Genomic DNA, 16,738 nt, shown 5'->3' with positions numbered 1-16,738 from the left:
TCACGGCGCGATCGGCACCAGCTCGATCGCGTCGCCCAGCGCGGCGCGCACCGCGGGCTCGCGCTCGGCGCGCACGTCGGGCGCGGCCTCGTCGAGGGGCACCACGCGCACGTGCACGCGATCGCCGCGCGCGAGGAAGTCGTTCTCGGTCCACAGCGCGACACCCTCGACCCGCTCGAACGTGATCGCGCCCCGCTCGTCGATCGTGATCGCGACGCGCAACACGAGCCCGTCTCGCCCCTCGGCGCGCACGTTCGCGGGATGCACGTTCTCCGGCGGGTCGTGGCCGAGTCGATACGCGCGGCCCATCCCGCTCGCGACGTTGCCCAGCGAGTACGCGACCACCGCTTCGCCTCGTGCGCTCGGCACCCGCACGATCTCGTGCAGCACGTGCGGCCCGGTGCCGAGCACCAGATCCGCGCCCGCGTCGACGAATGCCCGCGCCAGCGCGCGCTGCTCGGAGTCGGCGCGCATCGCGAAGTCGCGCCCCCAGTGGGGCGCCACCACGACGACGTCGGCGTGCGATCGTGCATCGCGGATCGCGCGCTCGATGCGATCGATCGGCGAGGTGCGCCCGAGGTGGATCGCGCCCGCGCCGTGGGCGCGCCGGTTGAGCTGCACGGTCGCCGAGATCAGGGCGACGCGTGCTCCGTCGCGCTCGAGGAGCACGGGCTCGAGCGCGTGCTCGAGGCTCTCGGAGGACGTGCCCGCGTGCGCGACCCGGGCGTCGTCGAGCGCCGCCAGCGTGCGCCGCAGGCCGTCGTAGCCCTGGTCGTACGCGTGGTTGTTCGCGACCCCGACCACGTCGACGCCGATCGACGCGAGCACCCGCGCGAGCTCGACCGTCCCACCGAGCACCGGGGCGCGCGCGTCGCGGGCCGGCGACGGAGCCCATCCGGGCTCGAGCGCGATCACGTCGTCGACCAGCGGCATCTCGAGGTTCAGGTACGCGATCTCGTCGTCGCGCACGGCGCGCGCGTATCCGTCGAGCAGCGCGCGATAGCCCGCCGCCTCGTCGCCACCGGCGCGCACCGAGCCCATCGCGAGCGCATTGAGCACGAGATCGCCGGCTGCGGAGATCACCACGCGCCGCGTCGTGGGCGTCGGAGCGCTCGCGGTGATCGGCGTGGGAGTGACCGCGGGCGCCGGCGCGCTCGCCTCGATCCTGCCGCCACATCCCGCGACGATCGCCGCGAGCACGCCGATCGCCGCCCGCATCGTTATCCGCGCCCGAGCGCGCGCAGCCGTCGCTCGAGGAAGCGACGCTCGGGCGCGTTCCCCACGCACACGAGCGCCTCGCGGTACGCGCTCGCAGCCTCGTCGAGGCGCCCCATCCGTCGCAGCAGATCGGCGCGCGCTGCATGGAACAGGTGGTAGCCCTCGAGCGCCTCGCGCAGCGCGTCCATCCGAGCGAGCGCGTGCGCCGGGCCGCGCACGAACGCGCTCGCCGCCGCCGCGTTGAGCGCGATCACCGACGACGGCGCGATGCGCTGCAGGACCTCGTAGAGCTCGACGATCTGCGCCCAGTCGGTGTCCTCCGCACGCTCGGCGCGCGCATGCACCGCCGCGATCGCGGCCTGCACCGCGTACGCGTGCACCGGCCGCGCGCGCAGCGCGCGCTCCACCAGCGCGTGCCCTTCGTCGATCGCCGCGCGATCCCACTTCGATCGATCCTGATCTTCGAGGAGCACGAGCTCGCCGTCCGCGCCGACACGCGCCGCGCGCCGCGCGTCGGTGAGCAGCATCAGCGCGAGCAGCGCCGCGGGCTCGGGCCGCGCGGGCCATCGCTCGACGAGCAACCTCCCGAGCCGGATCGCCTCGGCGCAGAGCTCGTGACGGATCAGATCGTCGCCCTGCGTCGCCGCATATCCCTCGTTGAACACGAGGTAGATCGCCGCGATCACCGCCTCGAGCCGCGCCGGGAGCTCGTCCTCGCCCGGCACCTCGTAGGGCACGTTCGCCTCGCGCAGCTTCGCCTTCGCCCGGACCAGGCGCTGCGCCATCGTCGGGATCGGCACGAGGAACGCGCGCGCGATCTCCTCGGTCTCGAGCCCGAGCAGCGTGCGCAGCGTGAGCGCGACCTGTGCCTCCGGTGGCAGCGCCGGATGACAGCACGTGAACACGAGCCGCAGTCGATCGTCGTCGATGACCTGCTCGTCGATGTCGTCGGGCGAGGGCACCTCGAGCCGCTCCTGCAATGCGGCGAGCTCGCGCGCCTTCTCCCGGAAGAGCGCGCGCCGCCGGATGCGATCGATCGCCTTGCGCCGCGCGGACGTGATCAACCACGCACGCGGGACGCGAGGCACGCCTTCGGAGGGCCACTGCGCGAGCGCGTCCTCGAACGCGTCCTGCGCGGCCTCCTCCGCGAGATCGAAGTCGCGCGTGGTGCGGATGAGCGAGGCGACGAGGCGACCCCACTCCTCGCGGTGCACCGAGGCGACGATGGCGCGCACGTCGGACACGGGATCGCGATCGTACCATCGCGATCCCGCGCCCTACGCCGCGATCACGAGTACTTCATCACCGGGCGGACCTCGATCGAGCCGTTGCGCGCCGCGGGGATCTTCGCCGCGATCGCGCACGCCTCTTCGAGGTCCTTCGCCTCGACGAGGTAGTAGCCGCCGAGCTGCTCCCGCGTCTCCGCGAACGGGCCGTCGGTCGCGAGCATCTTGCCGTCGCGCACGCGCACCGTCTTCGCGGTCGCGACGGGCTGCAGCGCGTTGCCGCCCTTCGTCTGCGACAGCTTGCTGACCGCCATGTACTCGGCGAGGTCGGCCTTCCGCTGCGCCTCGCTCTTGCTCTGCCAATCGGTCTCGACCTCGTAGATCAGGAGCAGATAGGTCACGTGTGATCTCCGGTTGTGCGTCCCGCGTTCGTCTCGGGACCTTCACGCGCGGGTCGAACGGCCCGGTGTGCGATCGACATCGCCCTCCTCGTGCGCGTGAGCGCGCTCACGCGTGTCGCACCTCATCGCGCATCGCCCAGCGGGACCTCGGCGCGATCACAGATCCGCGGCGGTGGCGTGCAGCTCGACGCGTGGGTCCTCCCCGGCTGCGCGACGAACCGACAACACGAGGTCACGTGCGTGTGCAGCACCGGTCGCGAGATCGAGATCGCCCTCGGCGCGATCCGCCACGTGAGCTCGTACTCGACCGTCACGCCGCAGGACGCACCGTCGTCGCGCCTGGTCGCGGGCAGGCGCAGCACGCCGCGCACGTCCCGCACGATCGCGCCGCGCTCGAGGCGCAGCGAAGGCCCGACGTCGCGCCAGATCGACGAGGAGGCGCGGAGCGCGGGCACGAGGTCGATCAGCGCCCGCGCGTCGAGCGTCGCGCCATCGACCCGCTCGAGCGCGACGCGCGCGTGGATCACGACGTTCCCGTCGCGGGTGCGCCCCTCGTCCCATCCGCGCGCGTCCATCACGACCTCGAGCCGCGCCGGCCGGGCCGCGAGCGAGGGCACGCATCCGTCGCATCCCGCCGAGCCCGACGCGACCTGCATCGCGTCGACCGGCGCCGACACGTACGTGCGCCCGGGATGCATCGGATGCTGCTCGATCAGCGCGTGCGCTCCGTCGGCGCGCGCGAGCGCGAGCAGCCATCGCGCGTCCTCGGTCGTCCGGAGGATCGCGACGATCGGTCCCGCGAAGTCGGTCACGTGCCCGGGCGTCGCGATGGTGTTGTCGCGGATCTCCACCTCGCCGCGATAGACGCTGAGCTCCCCGCGCTCGAGCGGGTCGAGCAGCGAGTCGACGAGCGCGCGCTCCTGCGCCTCGATCGCGCGCGACCACGTCTCGCGCTCGTCGCTCGACTGCGCGCTCGCGGGCGCCGCGATCATCATCACCGCGGCGATCGACACACCGATCCTGGTCATGGACGTCCTCCTCCTCTCGAACGCACGAGGAGGCGGACCGGCGCACGCCGATCAGTCCCAGGCCTGATCGGCGCGGTACACGGTCGAGCCCGCGACGGGTGGGCGCGGCGGCGGCTCGGGACGCGGCGCGACGCGGGTCGCGATCTCGGGCGTCGGTGCCGCGGCTCGTCGCGCGCGAGGACGCTCGGTGGTGCGCGCGATCCGCTCGTTCGCCATCGCCAGCACGTCCTCGAGCCCGCGCTCCCGCGCGATCGTCGCGGCCTGCGAGTACGCCTCGCGCGCCTCGTCGCGGCGCCCGAGATCGCCGAGCACGTCTCCTTCGAGCATCCACTCGCCCGCCACGCGCTTGGAGAGCGGCCCGACGCGCTCGGCGTCGATCGCCCGCGCCGCACGCACGCGCTCGAGCGCCGCGTCGTGCGCGCCGATCTCGCGATCGAGCATCGCGAGGTTGTGCAGGACGATCGCGCGATCGCCGTGGCGCTCGTGCTCGAAGATCCGCAGCGCACGCTCGTAGTGCGCGCGCGCCGCGTCGAGCTCGCGTCGCTCGGTGCGCACCAGCCCCAGGCTGTTCTCGGTGAGCGCGACCTCGGGATGCTCGCCGAGCGCCGCTTCCTTGATCGCGAGCGCGCGTTGGTACTCCGCGAGCGCTGCGTCGAGATCGCCGGTGAGCCGCAGCACGCCGCCGAGGTTGTGGTGATGTCGCCCGACGATCGGGTGCGACGGCGAGAGCGCGCGCTCGTCGATCGCGAGCGCACGTCGGTGCTCCGCGAGCGCGTCGTCGAGACGTCCCGCGAGCCGCGCCACGTTGCCGAGGTTCGATCGCACCCGCGCGACCTCGGAGTGCTCCGCTCCGAGCCGCCGCACCCGCAGCGCGAGCGCAGCACGCAGCTCGCGCTCCGCCTCGTCGAGCTCGCCGCGCTCGGTGAGCACCACGCCCGACGCGTTGCGCAGCGTGGCCTCGAGCTCGTCGGGCCGACCGAGCCGCGCGAGCACCGCATCGGCATGCTGCACGCGCTCGGTCGCGACGTCGGTGCGCCCCGTCTCGCCTGCCACGCGCACCAGCAGCAGCCACGCGCGCGCGATCAGCGTGTCGTCACCAGCCGACTCCGCCGCGAGCAGCCCCGCGCGTCCCGCCTCGTCCGCCGTGGCGAGCAAGCCGCGCCCCAACAGCGCATCGGCGAGCACGAGCTGCGCATCCGCCACAGAAGGTGCGTGCTCGAGCGCGCGTGCTCGATCGATCGCGCGGCGGGCCTCCTCCTCCGCCTGCGCGTACTGCGCGGTGATCACCAGGACGCGCGCCGACTCGATCGCGCGCCCGACCTCGAGATCGCGGGGAGCGCGCACCTCGCGCGACGTGATCGCACGCGCATCGCACGCGTCGGTCGAGGGCAGCGACGCGACGGCATCGAGCGCGAACGCGATCGCCGAGACGTCGGCCGTGGCCAGACGAGCGCGCACCGCGTCGAACGCCGCGCGTTGATCGTCGAAGCAGCGCATCCGCCGATCGAGCAGCGCCTCCGACTGCTCGTGCCGTACGTGGGTCGCGCGACACGTCTCGACGCGCGCCTCGCTCCACCCGCGCGCCCATCGATCGAGCGCGTCGGTCGCGCGCCGCGCGATGTCGGGCCCACCAGGCGCGAGCGCGCGCTCGATCACGGCCGCGTCCCATCCCAGCGAGCCGCCACTGCTGGCGCACGGATCGATCGCCGGCTCCGAGCGCGCCGCTGCGAACGCCGCCGCGCCCACGGCGAGCGCGAGCGGCACCGCGATGCGCCACGGCGAGCGCGCCCGCGGCGCGAGCGCCGCGAGCAGCGCGTCCATCGTCGGAAAACGCTCGTCGCGCCGGGCCCGGAGCCCGCGCGCGATCACGTCTCGCACCGCGCGAGGGAGCGCACGCGACGCTGCCGGCGCGCCCGCTTCGATCGACGCGAGCAGCTCGCGCACCGTCGCCCCCGAGAACGGCCGTCGCCCCTCGAGCGCCTCGAAGAGCGCGACGCAGAACGCGAATTGATCCGCGCGCGCATCGACGTCCTCTCCGCGCAGCTGCTCGGGCGCCATGTACGCCGGCGTGCCGAGCAGCGCGCCGGTGCGCGTGAGCGCAGGCCCGGACACGTCGGCATCGAGCGCGCCCTCGCTCGCTTCGCGCTCCGCGCGCGCGAGCCCGAAGTCGCTCACCTTCGCGGTGCCCGCGCGATCGATCAGCACGTTCTCCGGCTTGAAGTCGCGATGCACGATCCCCGCGGCGTGCGCCGCAGCGAGACCGCGCCCCGCCTGCGCGAGCACGTCGACGATCCGCGCGGCGCTCCGCTCCCGCTCGCAGAACGCGCGCAGGCTCGTCCCTTCGATCAGCTCCATCGCGACGAAGCGACGACCCTCGTGCTCCCCCGCGTCGTACACCGCGACGACGTTCGGATGAGAGAGCCGCGCCATCGCCTGCGCCTCGCGCCCGAGCCGTCGCGCCCCGAGCGCCGCATCGCGCGCGCCCTCGCGCAACAGCTTCACCGCGACCCGCCGATCGAGCTCGGGATCGCGCGCCGCGTACACCACGCCCATCGCGCCACGACCGAGCGGCTCACCGAGCACGAAGCGTCCGACGCGCGTCCCCGGCGCGAGCGCGTCCACGTCGCCCGGTGTGTCGTCCCCGCGCGACGCCAGGCTCGCGACCGTCTCGCGGCACGACGCGCATCGATCGAGGTGCGCATCGAGCTCCTCGATCGATCCCGCGTCGAGCTCGCCCAACGCGAACGCGAACAGCGCGTCGGGCTCGGGGCACGTCACGCGCGACCTCCGCTGGTACCCTCGACCCGATGTCGCTCGCCGCGATCTACCGAGCCCTGCGCCCCGAGCTCGACGATCCCGATCTCGACGCGCGCCTCGACGCGATGTGCGCCGCTGCCGATGCCGCCGCGCTCGAGCGTCCCTGCGATCGCGAGGCGCTGGTTCGCGCGCTCGCGGCGCTCTCCGAGCCTCCGGCGGGATGGACCGAGGCCGGCGCCCGCGAGCTCGCGCTCGCGCTCGGGTGCGCCGAGGGCGACGAGCGCGCGGTGCGTCGCTTCGAGTCGCTCTATCTCGGAAACGTCCCGCAGATGCTCGCTCACATGAAGCTCTCCGAGAGCACGCTCGACGAAGTGATCCAGCGCGTGCGCGACCGGCTCCTGGTCGCGCCTTCGCCCGGCGCGCCTCCGCGCATCGTCGAGTATGCCGGGCGCGGGCGCCTCCCGGGGCTGATCAAGGTGACCGCGGTGCGCATCGCGCTCGACCTGGTGCGCGACGAGCGCCGCGCCGATCACGACGAGACCGCCGCGCTCGAGCTCCCGGCCGAGCGCGATCCCGAGCTCGCGTTCCTCGCGCAGGCGTACCGCAGCGCGTTCCGCGAGGCGTTCGCGAGCGCGGTGCAGGAGCTCGAGCCGCGCGAGCGGAACCTCTTGCGCCTGCACTTCCTCGATCGCGTCACGCTCGAGCGCCTCGCGACGATGTACGCGGTCCATCGCGCCACCATCGTGCGACAGCTCGCCGCCGCACGCGCGAAGCTCGCCGAGCGCACCGAGGCCGCGCTCCGCGCGCGGCTGCAGATCCGCCCCGACGAGCTCGCGAGCGTGATGGACCTGATCCGCAGCCGCATGGACGCGAGCGTCGATCGACTGCTCGAGAGCGTCGACCACCTCGACTGATCACGCGCCCGACGGATAGGGCACCGCGTCGATCAGCCGCCATGCGTCGCGCTCGCGGCGGAGCGTCACGGCATAGAGCTGCCGCACCTCGCGCTCGATCACGAGCACCTGTCCGCGCGCGACCGCGCCGTTCTGCTCGGTGAGCTGCACGTACCCGACGTACGCGCCCTCCGAGAAGTGCGCGCGCACCGCTTCGTGCATCGCGCGCTCTTCCTCCGAGACCCCGTAGCCACCACACGCGTGCGCCCGAGGCGACGCGACACCGACGATCAGCGCGGACACGATCACGAGCGACGAAAGAACACGAACGATCCGTGCGTGCATGGAGGACCTCCTCACCTCCCGAACGCACGAGCTCGCCGACCGGCGCACGAAAAAACGACAAGAATCGGCTCGCCGCTCCCGGGCACGAAACGACGACGCGCGCCGAGCCCTCCATCGAGGGCCGGCGCGCGCAATCGTCACGCGGCGATCACTCCGCTGCGGCGGGCGGCACGACGAGATCCCACACGTCGTTCACGCCGTTGCCCTTCGTGTCGCCGGGCGCGGTGTCCATCGCGAAGTAGTAGAGAGGCCACCCGCGATAGACGAGCTGCTCGGTGCCGTCGGCGCGCGTCAGCGTCGTCACGTCGGCCGCGTCGAGCGTCGAGGGCAGGCGCACGTCGCTCGGCGGGACGATCGGCCAGTTGTTGAGGCACATGCCGCTGCACATGCTCACCGGCGCCGTGCCGCCCTGACCCTGGGTGTCGTTGCGGAACAGGTACATCGTGCGGCCGCCGCCATCGACCAGGAAGCGTCCCGTCGCCTCGTCGCCGACGCGGACCATGACCGAGTAGAAGGGCGCGCGCGCGACGAACCACACGTCGTTGTTGCCCTCGCCGTTCGCCTCGCCCGGTGCGTCGTCGTTCGCGAACGTGTAGAGCGGCCAGCCACGGTACGTCGCTTGACGCGTTCCGTCGGCGCGCGTGATCCACCCGAGCGCCGCGGCGTTCACGCCCTCGCCCGCGACGAACGAGGCGGGCGAGAACGCGGGCCAGTTGGTCGCGCACGCACCGGCGCAGCTCGACGATCCCGACGCGTCCGCGGTGCTCGCGACGTCGCGCGAGAACACGTAGAGCGTGTGGCCCTCGGCGTCCGCGAGGTGCGTGCCGGCGGACGTCGTGCGCAGCGTGACGGTCGCGGCCGCGGTGCTTCCGTCGGTGCCCGGCGGAGTGCCCGCATCGGTGCCCGGCGGGTAGTCGATCATTCCATCCTCGCAAGCGGCGAGGAGCATGAGGAACGTGAGCGGAAGGAGCCCGAGGTGCCGCTGCATGTGCCGTCTCCGTGAGCTGAGGGCCTTGGCTGGAACGACCGGCCGGATGACGGGGCTCGTTCTTGTCCTCGCCGCACGTTGCCGCGAATTAAGCGGGATTAAGCGTCGCCCGATGACCCGATCCGAGGGACACGCCGCACGGCGCCTCTTCCCCTGCTCGCGCGCGACCTGCGACGATCCTCGCACGTGATCCGCGCGCTCCCCGCGATGCTGTTCCTCGCGCTCTGCGCCTGCGGCGCGGTCGAGCCACGCCCATCGCGCGCCAAACAAAGCGACGCGCCCTTCGCGCCGTGCCCGACGACGCTGCCACCCGAGATGGTCTGCATCCCCGGCGGCACCTTCGTGCGCGGCGACGACCGTGATCTCCACGCCTCGCCCGCCGAGCGCGTGACCGTCTCGACGTTCCTGATCGACGTGCACGAGGTCACGAACGCCGCGTGGAGCGCATGCGTCGCCGAGGGCGCATGCCGTCGCCTCACGCGCTTCGCGGGGTACATGGGCGCGCAGCAGCCCGCGGTCGCGATGCGATGGGACGAGGCGCAGGCGTTCTGTGCGCGACGCGGCGCACGACTGCCCACCGAGGCCGAGTGGGAGCGCGCCGCATCGGGCCCCGACGACACCCGCTTCCCGTGGGGCGATCGCGCCGGTCGCGACTGCGAGCACGCGATCGTCGAGACCGACGACGGTCACGGTTGCGGTCGCGACACCACGTGGCCGGTGATGAGCCGACCCGCGTTCGGCTTCGGCCTGCACGACATGGGCGGCAACGTCTGGGAGTGGGTCGCCGACGCGTACGCGCCTTGCTATCGCGGCTGCGATCACGCGTGCGGCGACGCGTGCGCGGGCCTCGATCCGCGCGGCCCGTCCGGTGAGCGACTGCGTGTGGTGCGCGGAGGCTCGTGGTGGCACGACGTCGATCGCGCGACCGTCACCGCGCGACGCGGCATCCCCGCCGACAACCCCAACCCGCATCGCTTCGGGTTCCGATGCGCGGCGGACGTGAGCGCACGATGAAGCTCCTCGCGCAGATCACGATCGCGCTCTCGTTCGCATCCATCGCGCACGCACAGCCGCTCACCGCGGCCGAGCGCGCGATCGTCGACGCCGTGCCCTCCGAGGTCACGCCCGCGCCCGACGAGCACTACCCCGGGTCGAACGAGTGGCGGCACGATCTCTTCTTCGATGCGATCCGCGATCTCGGCGGCGCGTTCGTCGGGGTCGGCACCGACCAGTGCTACACGCTCGCCGCGGTGCAGGGCGCGTCGCTGCTGTGGATCGTCGACTACGATCCGCTCGTCGCGCGCGTGCACCGCTTGTACGGCGCACTCGTGCGCGCCTCGCCCACGCCCGACGTCTTCCTCGCGCGCTTCACCGATGCCGCCGAGGACGACACGCGCGCGCTGCTCGAGGCCGCGCTCGCGAGCGATCCCGAGCGCGTCGAGATCGTGCGCACGCTGCGCCGCAACCGCGCGCGCTTCGAGGGCTACCTACGGCACGTCGCGTCGCTGCAGCGCGAGGGTCGCCCCACGAGCTGGCTCTCCGATCCCGCGCTCTACGCGCGGGTGCGCGCGCTCTTCGAGAGCGATCGCGTGATCGTGCGCACCGCCGACGTCACCGCGACCACGACGCTGCGCGCGGTCGGCGCCGCGAGCGAGCGTCTCGGGATCCCGGTGCGCGTGCTCTACCTCTCGAATGCCGAGGCGTTCTTCTTGTACACCCGCGACCTCGCGACGAACGTCGACGCGCTGCCCACCGATGCGCGCTCGGTCGTGCTGCGCACGTTCCGCCACCCGCGCGCGGTCTATCCGAGCGGCGACACTTGGCACTACCTGGTCCAGACCACGTCCGACTTCGAAGCGCGCCTCGCGCTCGGCTACCGGCGCGTGCGTCAGATCGTGCGCGACGCGATCGCGCAGGGCCTCGACGCGCGGGGCGTGACCGCGATCGACGAGCGCACCCCGCGTCGCGCGCACTTGCCCTGATCACACCACTGCCGCGCCGCGGTAGGCGCCGTGCGCAGCGCTCGCTCGTGCTCGATCGACGAGCGCTGCGAGCGCACGCGCGTCCGCGGGATCGCGGCACGCGACGCACCATCGCTCCACCTCGAGCGCGACGTCGGCCACGCCCTCGACGATCACTCGCGCACCACGTGCCTCGACCCGCGCGATGGCGCGCCACGGCACCGCGTGACCGCCCAGCACGAGGCCGTGGGGCTCGACCCGCGCGAGCACCCGCCGCGCCTCGCGATGCAGGCTGCGCGCGAGCCCGACCGCGAGCGCCCCGAGCGCGATCACGACTGCGAGCGGCGCCCCCGGACCGAACGTGCTCCGCGCGAGCACCCAGACCTCTTCGTAGAAGCTCCCCTCGAGCGCGTCGTGCACCGAGAAGGTCGGCGGCAGGTGCGGCCGTCCGAAGAACGGGCGCGCGATCCACGAGAGCTGCGACCCCACGAGGAGCTGCGCCGTGGTCCAGGCGACGATCACCCGTCGTGCGACGTGCTCGTCGTTCCCGAGCCGCACGAGCAGCGCCCGCAGGCGCGCCACCCCGATCGTCCCCGCGACCGCGATCGCGGCGACGTGCACGAGCAGCAGCGCGCGCGCGACCTCGAGCGAAGGGCGAGCGCGCGGGTCGTCCTCGGCGAGCCCGAGCACGCTCGGATCGGGGGGCGGCGCGCTCGCCGCGATCCACAACGCGATCGGCGCGAGCGAGCCCAACACCGCCGACGCGATCGCGAACGACGTCAGCACGCACACCGTCGTCTGCGCGAGCCCGAGCCGCGCGCGGAGGAGCGCGGCGAGCATCGCGGAGAGCGCGATCGTGCACGCCGCGACCGCCACGAAGAGCAGCGGAAGCTTGATCGCGGTGAAGCACGCCTGCGCCGGCGCGCGCCACGTCCCCACCGCGACGCCATACGCGCCCGCACCGAGCGCGATCGTCGCGAGCGCCGACGCGATCACCGCGCCGAGCCGCTCTCCGCGCGCGATGCGCTCGACCAGTCGATCGTCGAGCCGCGCGAGCGCGCTGGGTCCGAGCATCAGCTCGTCGTGTCACGGACCTCGCGCAGCCGTCGCGCGCGATCCTGCGAGCGGCTCGCGCCACATCGTGAGCGGCTCGCGCTCGACCGCGATCAGGCGGCTGCGGGCACGCTCGCGCGACGTCCGAGGACCTTCACCGGTACGCCGTGCGCGGGGCCCATCGTCACGCTGCGCCGCACCGGTCGCTCGTCGCGGTGCACCAGGTCGAGGTCCCATCCGTCGACCAGCACCGCGAGCGCGATGCGCATCTCGTACTCGGCGAACGCCGCGCCGATGCAGCGTCGATGACCACCGCCGAACGGCAGGTGCTCGAACGCGTTGTACTTCCGCTCGAGGAAGCGCTCGGGCCGGAACGCATCGGGCTCGGGATAGATCGCAGGGTCCGCGTGGATCGCGCCGATCGCCGCCGCGACGCCGATGCCCGCGGGGATCGTGAACCCGCCGAGCTCGAACGGCTTGCGCAGCATGCGCAGGTTCTCGGTCACGATCGGGTGCAGCCGCAGCGTCTCGTCGCACACCGCCGACAGGTACGGCAGCTTCGCGATCACCTCGGGGTCGGCATCGATCCCCACGCTCGCGATCTCCGCGCGCAGGAGCGCGAGCGTGCGGGGGTGACGACCGAGCCAGTGCACCGCCCACGCGAGCGCGATCGCGGTCGTCTCGTGCCCCGCGAAGAGCAGCGTCACGAGCTGCGCCGCGACGTCGTCGTCGCTCATCGCGCTGCCGTCGTCGTAGCGAGCGGCGAGCATCATCGCGAGCACGTCGCTCCCTTCGTCACCGCGGGCGCGCGCCTCCGCGGTGCGCGCGTCGAGCCACGCACGGAAGCGCTCGCGGATGCGCACGAAGCGGCGCCACGGCGGGAAGAACGGCGTGTGCGAGGCCTTCGTGAAGAAGAGCAGCGGCGACATGCCGCGCACGATCTCGCCCATCATCGCGCGGCCCTCGTCGAACGCCGCGCCCTCACCGACGCCGAACACCGTCCGCAGGATCACGTCCATCGTGATGTCGGTGGTGACGTCCTGGAGCGTCACCGTCGCGCCCGGCTTCATCGCCGCGTCGAAGCGGCGCCGCGCGAGCGCGCGCATCGCGTCGCCGTACGCGCGCATGCGCGCACCGTGGAACGCCGGCGTGAGCAGCTTGCGATCGCGCTTGTGGATCTCGCCCTCGCTCACGATCAGCGAGCGCGGTCCGAGCACCACGCTCGTCGTGCCCACCGCCCACGCGCCGAAGCAATCGGGCGATGCCGTGAAGATCGGCTTCACGAGCTCGGGCGTCATCGCGAGCACCACGCGCCCGTTGGGCGAGGGGAACGTGACCAGATCGCCGTACTCCGCGCGCAGCTCGAGCAGCGTCGCGTAGGGGTCGCGGATCAGGCGCAACGTCGCGGGGAGGGTCCAGCGCGGACCGGGCGGCAGCTTGGTGGTCATGGCGAGGCTATCGAGTGATAGGTGCGACCACGACGCCAAGACAAGCCCGAAACGCGACGAGCCACCTCGCGGTGGCTCGTCGTCTCGTCTCAGGTGCTCGCTTCGAGCTTCTGCCCGTTGAGCGCGAGCGCGTGCATCTCGTCGATGAACCCGCGGAAGTGGCGGAACGTCTCGTCCACCATCGCGATCAGCTGCGTCGCCGTCGCGTCGTCGAGCTCGATCGCCTCGATCATCGCGTGCACCGCGTCGTCCTCGAGCGTGTGCTCGCCCTCGGTGTCCGAGTGGTGCGGCCCGAGATAGACGAGCTTGATCCCGCTCTCCGCCGCGACCTCGCGACCGACCGCCGACACGCGCCCGACCGTCACCGCGCCCGCGCCCTCGATCGCCTGCACCAGCACGAGCTTCTGCAGCGAGCTCGCGCCGATGCCGAGCTTGCACATCTGGTACGAGAGCATGCGCGTCTTGAGCGTCGCCTCGCTCCACACGAAGCGCAGCGAGTCGGTGTACGGCACGCGCGGGCTCTCCCCGAGCTTCTCGAGGTCCTTCAGGAACCACGTCCAGTGCGTCTCGTCCTCGCGCGCGTGCGCGTTCACGAGCTCCTGGTACTTGTCGCGCGGCGGGTACTCGCTGAGCACGTGCGAGTAGAGATCCGCGAACGACATCACGAAGTGAGCAACGTGCGGCGCGAAGGAGAGCCTCTTGCGCGCCGGGATGCGAGTGTCCGCCAGGAATTCGAAGAGCGGGGCCTGCGCGAGCTCCACCGAGCCGCGATCGAGTGCAGCGAGAACACGCTTCATGAGCTCACCTCGTTTGTGGTTCGACGAGGGCGTCGCGCCGACGCGCACGCTCCTCCGTCGAGGAGAAGGACGGACGCCGAGCGCCCACGGCCTCGCACCCGCGAGGCGAGCGCCCTCCATGCGCTCGATATATCCGCTCGAGGAACGTCAGCGCGTCGGGGTTTTCCCCGACGCGAACGCGCGCGAGCTCGAAAACGTCGAAACATCGGCTCGCCCGCCGGTCCCTACGGTCCGCGCGCTTCGCGCGCTCGAGCACTCAAGAATCCACGGGGATGCGCACCCTCAGACGATTGATCGCGTCGACGAGCTCGCCCGCGCTCCACGTGTCGAGGTGCTGACGGAGAAAGACGTCGGCCTCGCTGTCGTAGCGCGCGATCTTGTACTCGAAGGGGAAGCGCGCCGCGGAGATCATCCCGACCATCGCGAGGCGCGACGCTGCCGCGAGGAACCCGTCCCCTTCGAAGACGAGGCACACGCCGCGCGCGCGCTCGCGCATGTCGGACAAGAATCCGACGGCGTGCTCGCGCGCGACCGCGTCGGGGACGGGACACTTGGGACCGACGACGATCACGGCCCCGATGGGGCCGCGCGTCTGCGACATGAGCTTGCGCCCCGCTTGGCGAGTCGCGCGCATCCGAGCCTCGTTGGGATCGTTCAACGACATCTGGATCACGACGTTGCGCCACAACGCGATCCCGAAGCCCTTCTCGAGCACTTCGAAGTTGACGTCGCTCATGTCATTCGCCCGCCGCGCGATGGTGCCTCATCTCGCGCCAGCGGTGCAATGGTGAAAGTGCATTCCGCTGCGAGCGGAGCGCCGCGTGGTGGCTCACTCGTTCGCAGCGAAGCGTTCGACGTAGCGATCGTCGAGCCACTCCCAGAGCGCCGAGTGGACCGACATCGCGCCGCTGCGCATCGACGCGATGGCGCGTCGAGCGGTGGGCACGCTGCGCACGAGCGCGGCGTGCGCCTCGCTGCGCGCGCTCGCGAGCGAGGTCGCGGGCGAGCTGCACGCGTCGATCGCCGCGAGCACCTGCTGCACCGCGGCATCGGACGCGACCAGCGCGGCGATCGCCTCGACCGCGTCGGCAGGCGCGATGCGCGCACCGAGCAGCTCGTCGAGCTCGTCCGCGTGTCCGTCCGGAGCGAGCCCGCCGAGCGCCGCCTCGATGCGCGCGAGATCGAGCTCGAGCGTGCGGTGCATCTCGCGGTCGTCGGCGCTCGATCCCGCCGCAGCGAGCCAGCGCGCGCGCTGCGTCCCGAGCCCGACGCAGAGCTCGCGGGCGAGGCGCAGCATCTCGTTCGTCGCATCCGCGCCGCGCGAGAGGCGGCGCAAGAGCGGGTGATCCGAGACGTCGTACTCGGACATGGTGCGGAGCACGGCCTCCGCGCTCGCGAACGCGAGCCGGTCGCCGGTCGCCGCGGGCACCGAGCCCCGCGGGTGCACCTTCGCCGCCTCGGTCGCGAGATAGACGGTGAGACGCGGATCGTCGTGGTGACGCCGGAACGCGACCCAGCTCTGCATGCCGACGCCGGCATCGAGCGGGCGCTCCGCATAGCCACGCACGAGCTGGTCGTACGGCGCGGGGTCCATCCCGTGCTCGACGAGATAGGCGTGCACGCGCTGCTGCACCGCGAGATCGTCGGGCGCGTACGCGCAGATCGGCACGTACACCGTGGTCGCGGCGGGACGCACGCTGCCCTCGACGAGCGCCGAGCAAGTGAACGTCGCGCGTGCTGCGAGCCGCTCGCGGTCGCCGCCCATCGCGCGCACGAACTCGTGCACCTCGCCGGGTGTGTAGCTCTCGGCGCCGCTGCACGCGGCCTCGAGATCCGCAGCGGTCGCGTCGTGGTGGCGCACGTAGACCTTCACGCGCGCCTTGGGATCCGCCACGAGATCGAGCGCGAAGTACTTGAGCTCGTCGAGGTGCGGCCCGCGCCGCGCGGTGCGGCAGAGCGAGGCCCACGCGCCGTCGAACCCGAGGCGGTGCAGCGCCTCCTCGACGACCGACTGCGCGCGCCCGCGACCGTACGCCTGGGGATTGAAATAGGCCTTGAACGCCGGCGGGCGACCGCGGCGGAACACCGCGGAGTGCCAGAGCGCGAAGGGACCGTGCATGTCGTCGGGGAGGAACAGGTCCTGGACGACGCGGAAGCGCGAGAGATCGGCGCCGTGGTCACGCTCCAACCGTTCCGTCAACGCGATCGCGGCGGCGCGATAAGCAGGGAGAGTCGGCTCCTCGGCCTGTGCCTCGAGGAGGACTCGAACCTCTACTTCGCCCGCAGCGATCGCGGCGGATAGCTCGATTGGCGTGTTGTCGTCGCTGATGTCCGACACCCACACTCCATCGGGAGACGAAGTGCGATGATGGAGCGGTCTGTCGCCCCAAGGCGACAACAGCGCACGAAAGGTGTCGACGACCTCACTCGTCGCAGATTCGAATCCAGCGGCCAGACACAAGGCTTCGAGTCGACGGGCACCGAAATCCAGGAGACTCGGGCCCTGCGCATGTGCGCGATGGATGACACGGACTCCATCCGTCGACGGACGCTCCACATCACGCTTGTACTGCTTCATCACTCCTCCTGCGAAAGAAAACTGCTGATCGGAGAGACGCTCTGG

Annotated in this window: 15 protein-coding genes; 3 read left to right on the top strand and 12 right to left on the bottom strand. The window is 72.3% G+C overall.

Features of this window, described 5'->3' with window-relative positions; translation table 11 throughout:
- The 5 genes from I5071_RS26200 to I5071_RS26180 all read right to left on the bottom strand — a co-directional run bounded on the left by I5071_RS26200 (nt 1) and on the right by I5071_RS26180 (nt 6,651).
- The gene (locus I5071_RS26200) at nt 1-1,218 is read right to left on the bottom strand and encodes a CapA family protein (RefSeq protein ID WP_236515572.1); all 1,218 of its coding nucleotides are present in this window, start codon (nt 1,216-1,218) and stop codon (nt 1-3) included.
- A 2-nt stretch (nt 1,219-1,220) separates the two neighbouring features.
- A complete protein-coding gene (locus I5071_RS26195) occupies nt 1,221-2,462 on the bottom strand; it encodes an RNA polymerase sigma factor (protein ID WP_236515571.1) in 1,242 nt (413 codons plus the stop codon).
- 44 nt (nt 2,463-2,506) lie between these two features.
- A complete protein-coding gene (locus tag I5071_RS26190) occupies nt 2,507-2,845 on the bottom strand; it encodes a YciI family protein (RefSeq protein ID WP_236515570.1) in 339 nt (112 codons plus the stop codon).
- Between the two features lie 122 nt (nt 2,846-2,967).
- Entirely contained in the window at nt 2,968-3,873 is a 906-nt protein-coding gene (locus tag I5071_RS26185) for a hypothetical protein (protein ID WP_236515569.1), read from the bottom strand.
- A 51-nt stretch (nt 3,874-3,924) separates the two neighbouring features.
- A complete protein-coding gene (locus tag I5071_RS26180; protein WP_236515568.1) occupies nt 3,925-6,651 on the bottom strand; it encodes a serine/threonine-protein kinase in 2,727 nt (908 codons plus the stop codon).
- Between the two features lie 29 nt (nt 6,652-6,680).
- Here I5071_RS26180 and I5071_RS26175 point away from each other — a divergent pair, with 29 nt between their 5' ends.
- Nucleotides 6,681-7,544, top strand: a complete 864-nt coding sequence (locus tag I5071_RS26175) for a sigma-70 family RNA polymerase sigma factor (RefSeq protein WP_236515567.1) — start codon at nt 6,681-6,683, stop codon at nt 7,542-7,544.
- Here I5071_RS26175 and I5071_RS26170 read toward each other — a convergent pair whose 3' ends face one another.
- On the bottom strand, nt 7,545-7,868 hold the full coding sequence (locus tag I5071_RS26170) for a hypothetical protein (RefSeq protein ID WP_236515566.1): 324 nt from the start codon (nt 7,866-7,868) through the stop codon (nt 7,545-7,547).
- A gap of 148 nt (nt 7,869-8,016) precedes the next feature.
- Nucleotides 8,017-8,856 carry a hypothetical protein gene (locus I5071_RS26165; RefSeq protein ID WP_236515565.1) on the bottom strand — a complete coding sequence of 280 codons (840 nt, stop codon included), beginning with the start codon at nt 8,854-8,856 and terminating at the stop codon, nt 8,017-8,019.
- 186 nt (nt 8,857-9,042) lie between these two features.
- On the opposite strand from I5071_RS26165, the gene I5071_RS26160 reads away from it, so the two are divergent.
- Nucleotides 9,043-9,870 carry a formylglycine-generating enzyme family protein gene (locus I5071_RS26160; protein ID WP_236515564.1) on the top strand — a complete coding sequence of 276 codons (828 nt, stop codon included), beginning with the start codon at nt 9,043-9,045 and terminating at the stop codon, nt 9,868-9,870.
- Nucleotides 9,867-10,838, top strand: a complete 972-nt coding sequence (locus tag I5071_RS26155; protein ID WP_236515563.1) for a hypothetical protein — start codon at nt 9,867-9,869, stop codon at nt 10,836-10,838. The genes I5071_RS26160 and I5071_RS26155 overlap by 4 nt, the downstream gene beginning before the upstream one ends.
- Here I5071_RS26155 and I5071_RS26150 read toward each other — a convergent pair whose 3' ends face one another.
- The 5 genes from I5071_RS26150 to I5071_RS26130 all read right to left on the bottom strand — a co-directional run bounded on the left by I5071_RS26150 (nt 10,839) and on the right by I5071_RS26130 (nt 16,693).
- Nucleotides 10,839-11,891, bottom strand: coding sequence for a hypothetical protein (locus I5071_RS26150; RefSeq protein ID WP_236515562.1), 1,053 nt, complete (start codon nt 11,889-11,891; stop codon nt 10,839-10,841).
- A gap of 92 nt (nt 11,892-11,983) precedes the next feature.
- Entirely contained in the window at nt 11,984-13,318 is a 1,335-nt protein-coding gene (locus tag I5071_RS26145; RefSeq protein ID WP_236515561.1) for a cytochrome P450, read from the bottom strand.
- 89 nt (nt 13,319-13,407) lie between these two features.
- Entirely contained in the window at nt 13,408-14,115 is a 708-nt protein-coding gene (locus I5071_RS26140) for a hypothetical protein (RefSeq protein ID WP_236515560.1), read from the bottom strand.
- Nucleotides 14,116-14,371: 256 nt separating this feature from the next.
- Nucleotides 14,372-14,851, bottom strand: coding sequence for a hypothetical protein (locus tag I5071_RS26135; protein ID WP_236515559.1), 480 nt, complete (start codon nt 14,849-14,851; stop codon nt 14,372-14,374).
- A gap of 93 nt (nt 14,852-14,944) precedes the next feature.
- Nucleotides 14,945-16,693 (bottom strand): tryptophan dimethylallyltransferase family protein, encoded by a 1,749-nt coding sequence (locus I5071_RS26130; RefSeq protein ID WP_236515558.1) that lies wholly within the window; start codon nt 16,691-16,693, stop codon nt 14,945-14,947.
- Nucleotides 16,694-16,738 lie beyond the last annotated feature (45 nt).

The organism is Sandaracinus amylolyticus, assembly GCF_021631985.1.
GTDB lineage: Bacteria > Myxococcota_A > Polyangia > Polyangiales > Sandaracinaceae > Sandaracinus > Sandaracinus amylolyticus_A.
This window is presented reverse-complemented; position numbering and strand designations above follow the sequence as displayed.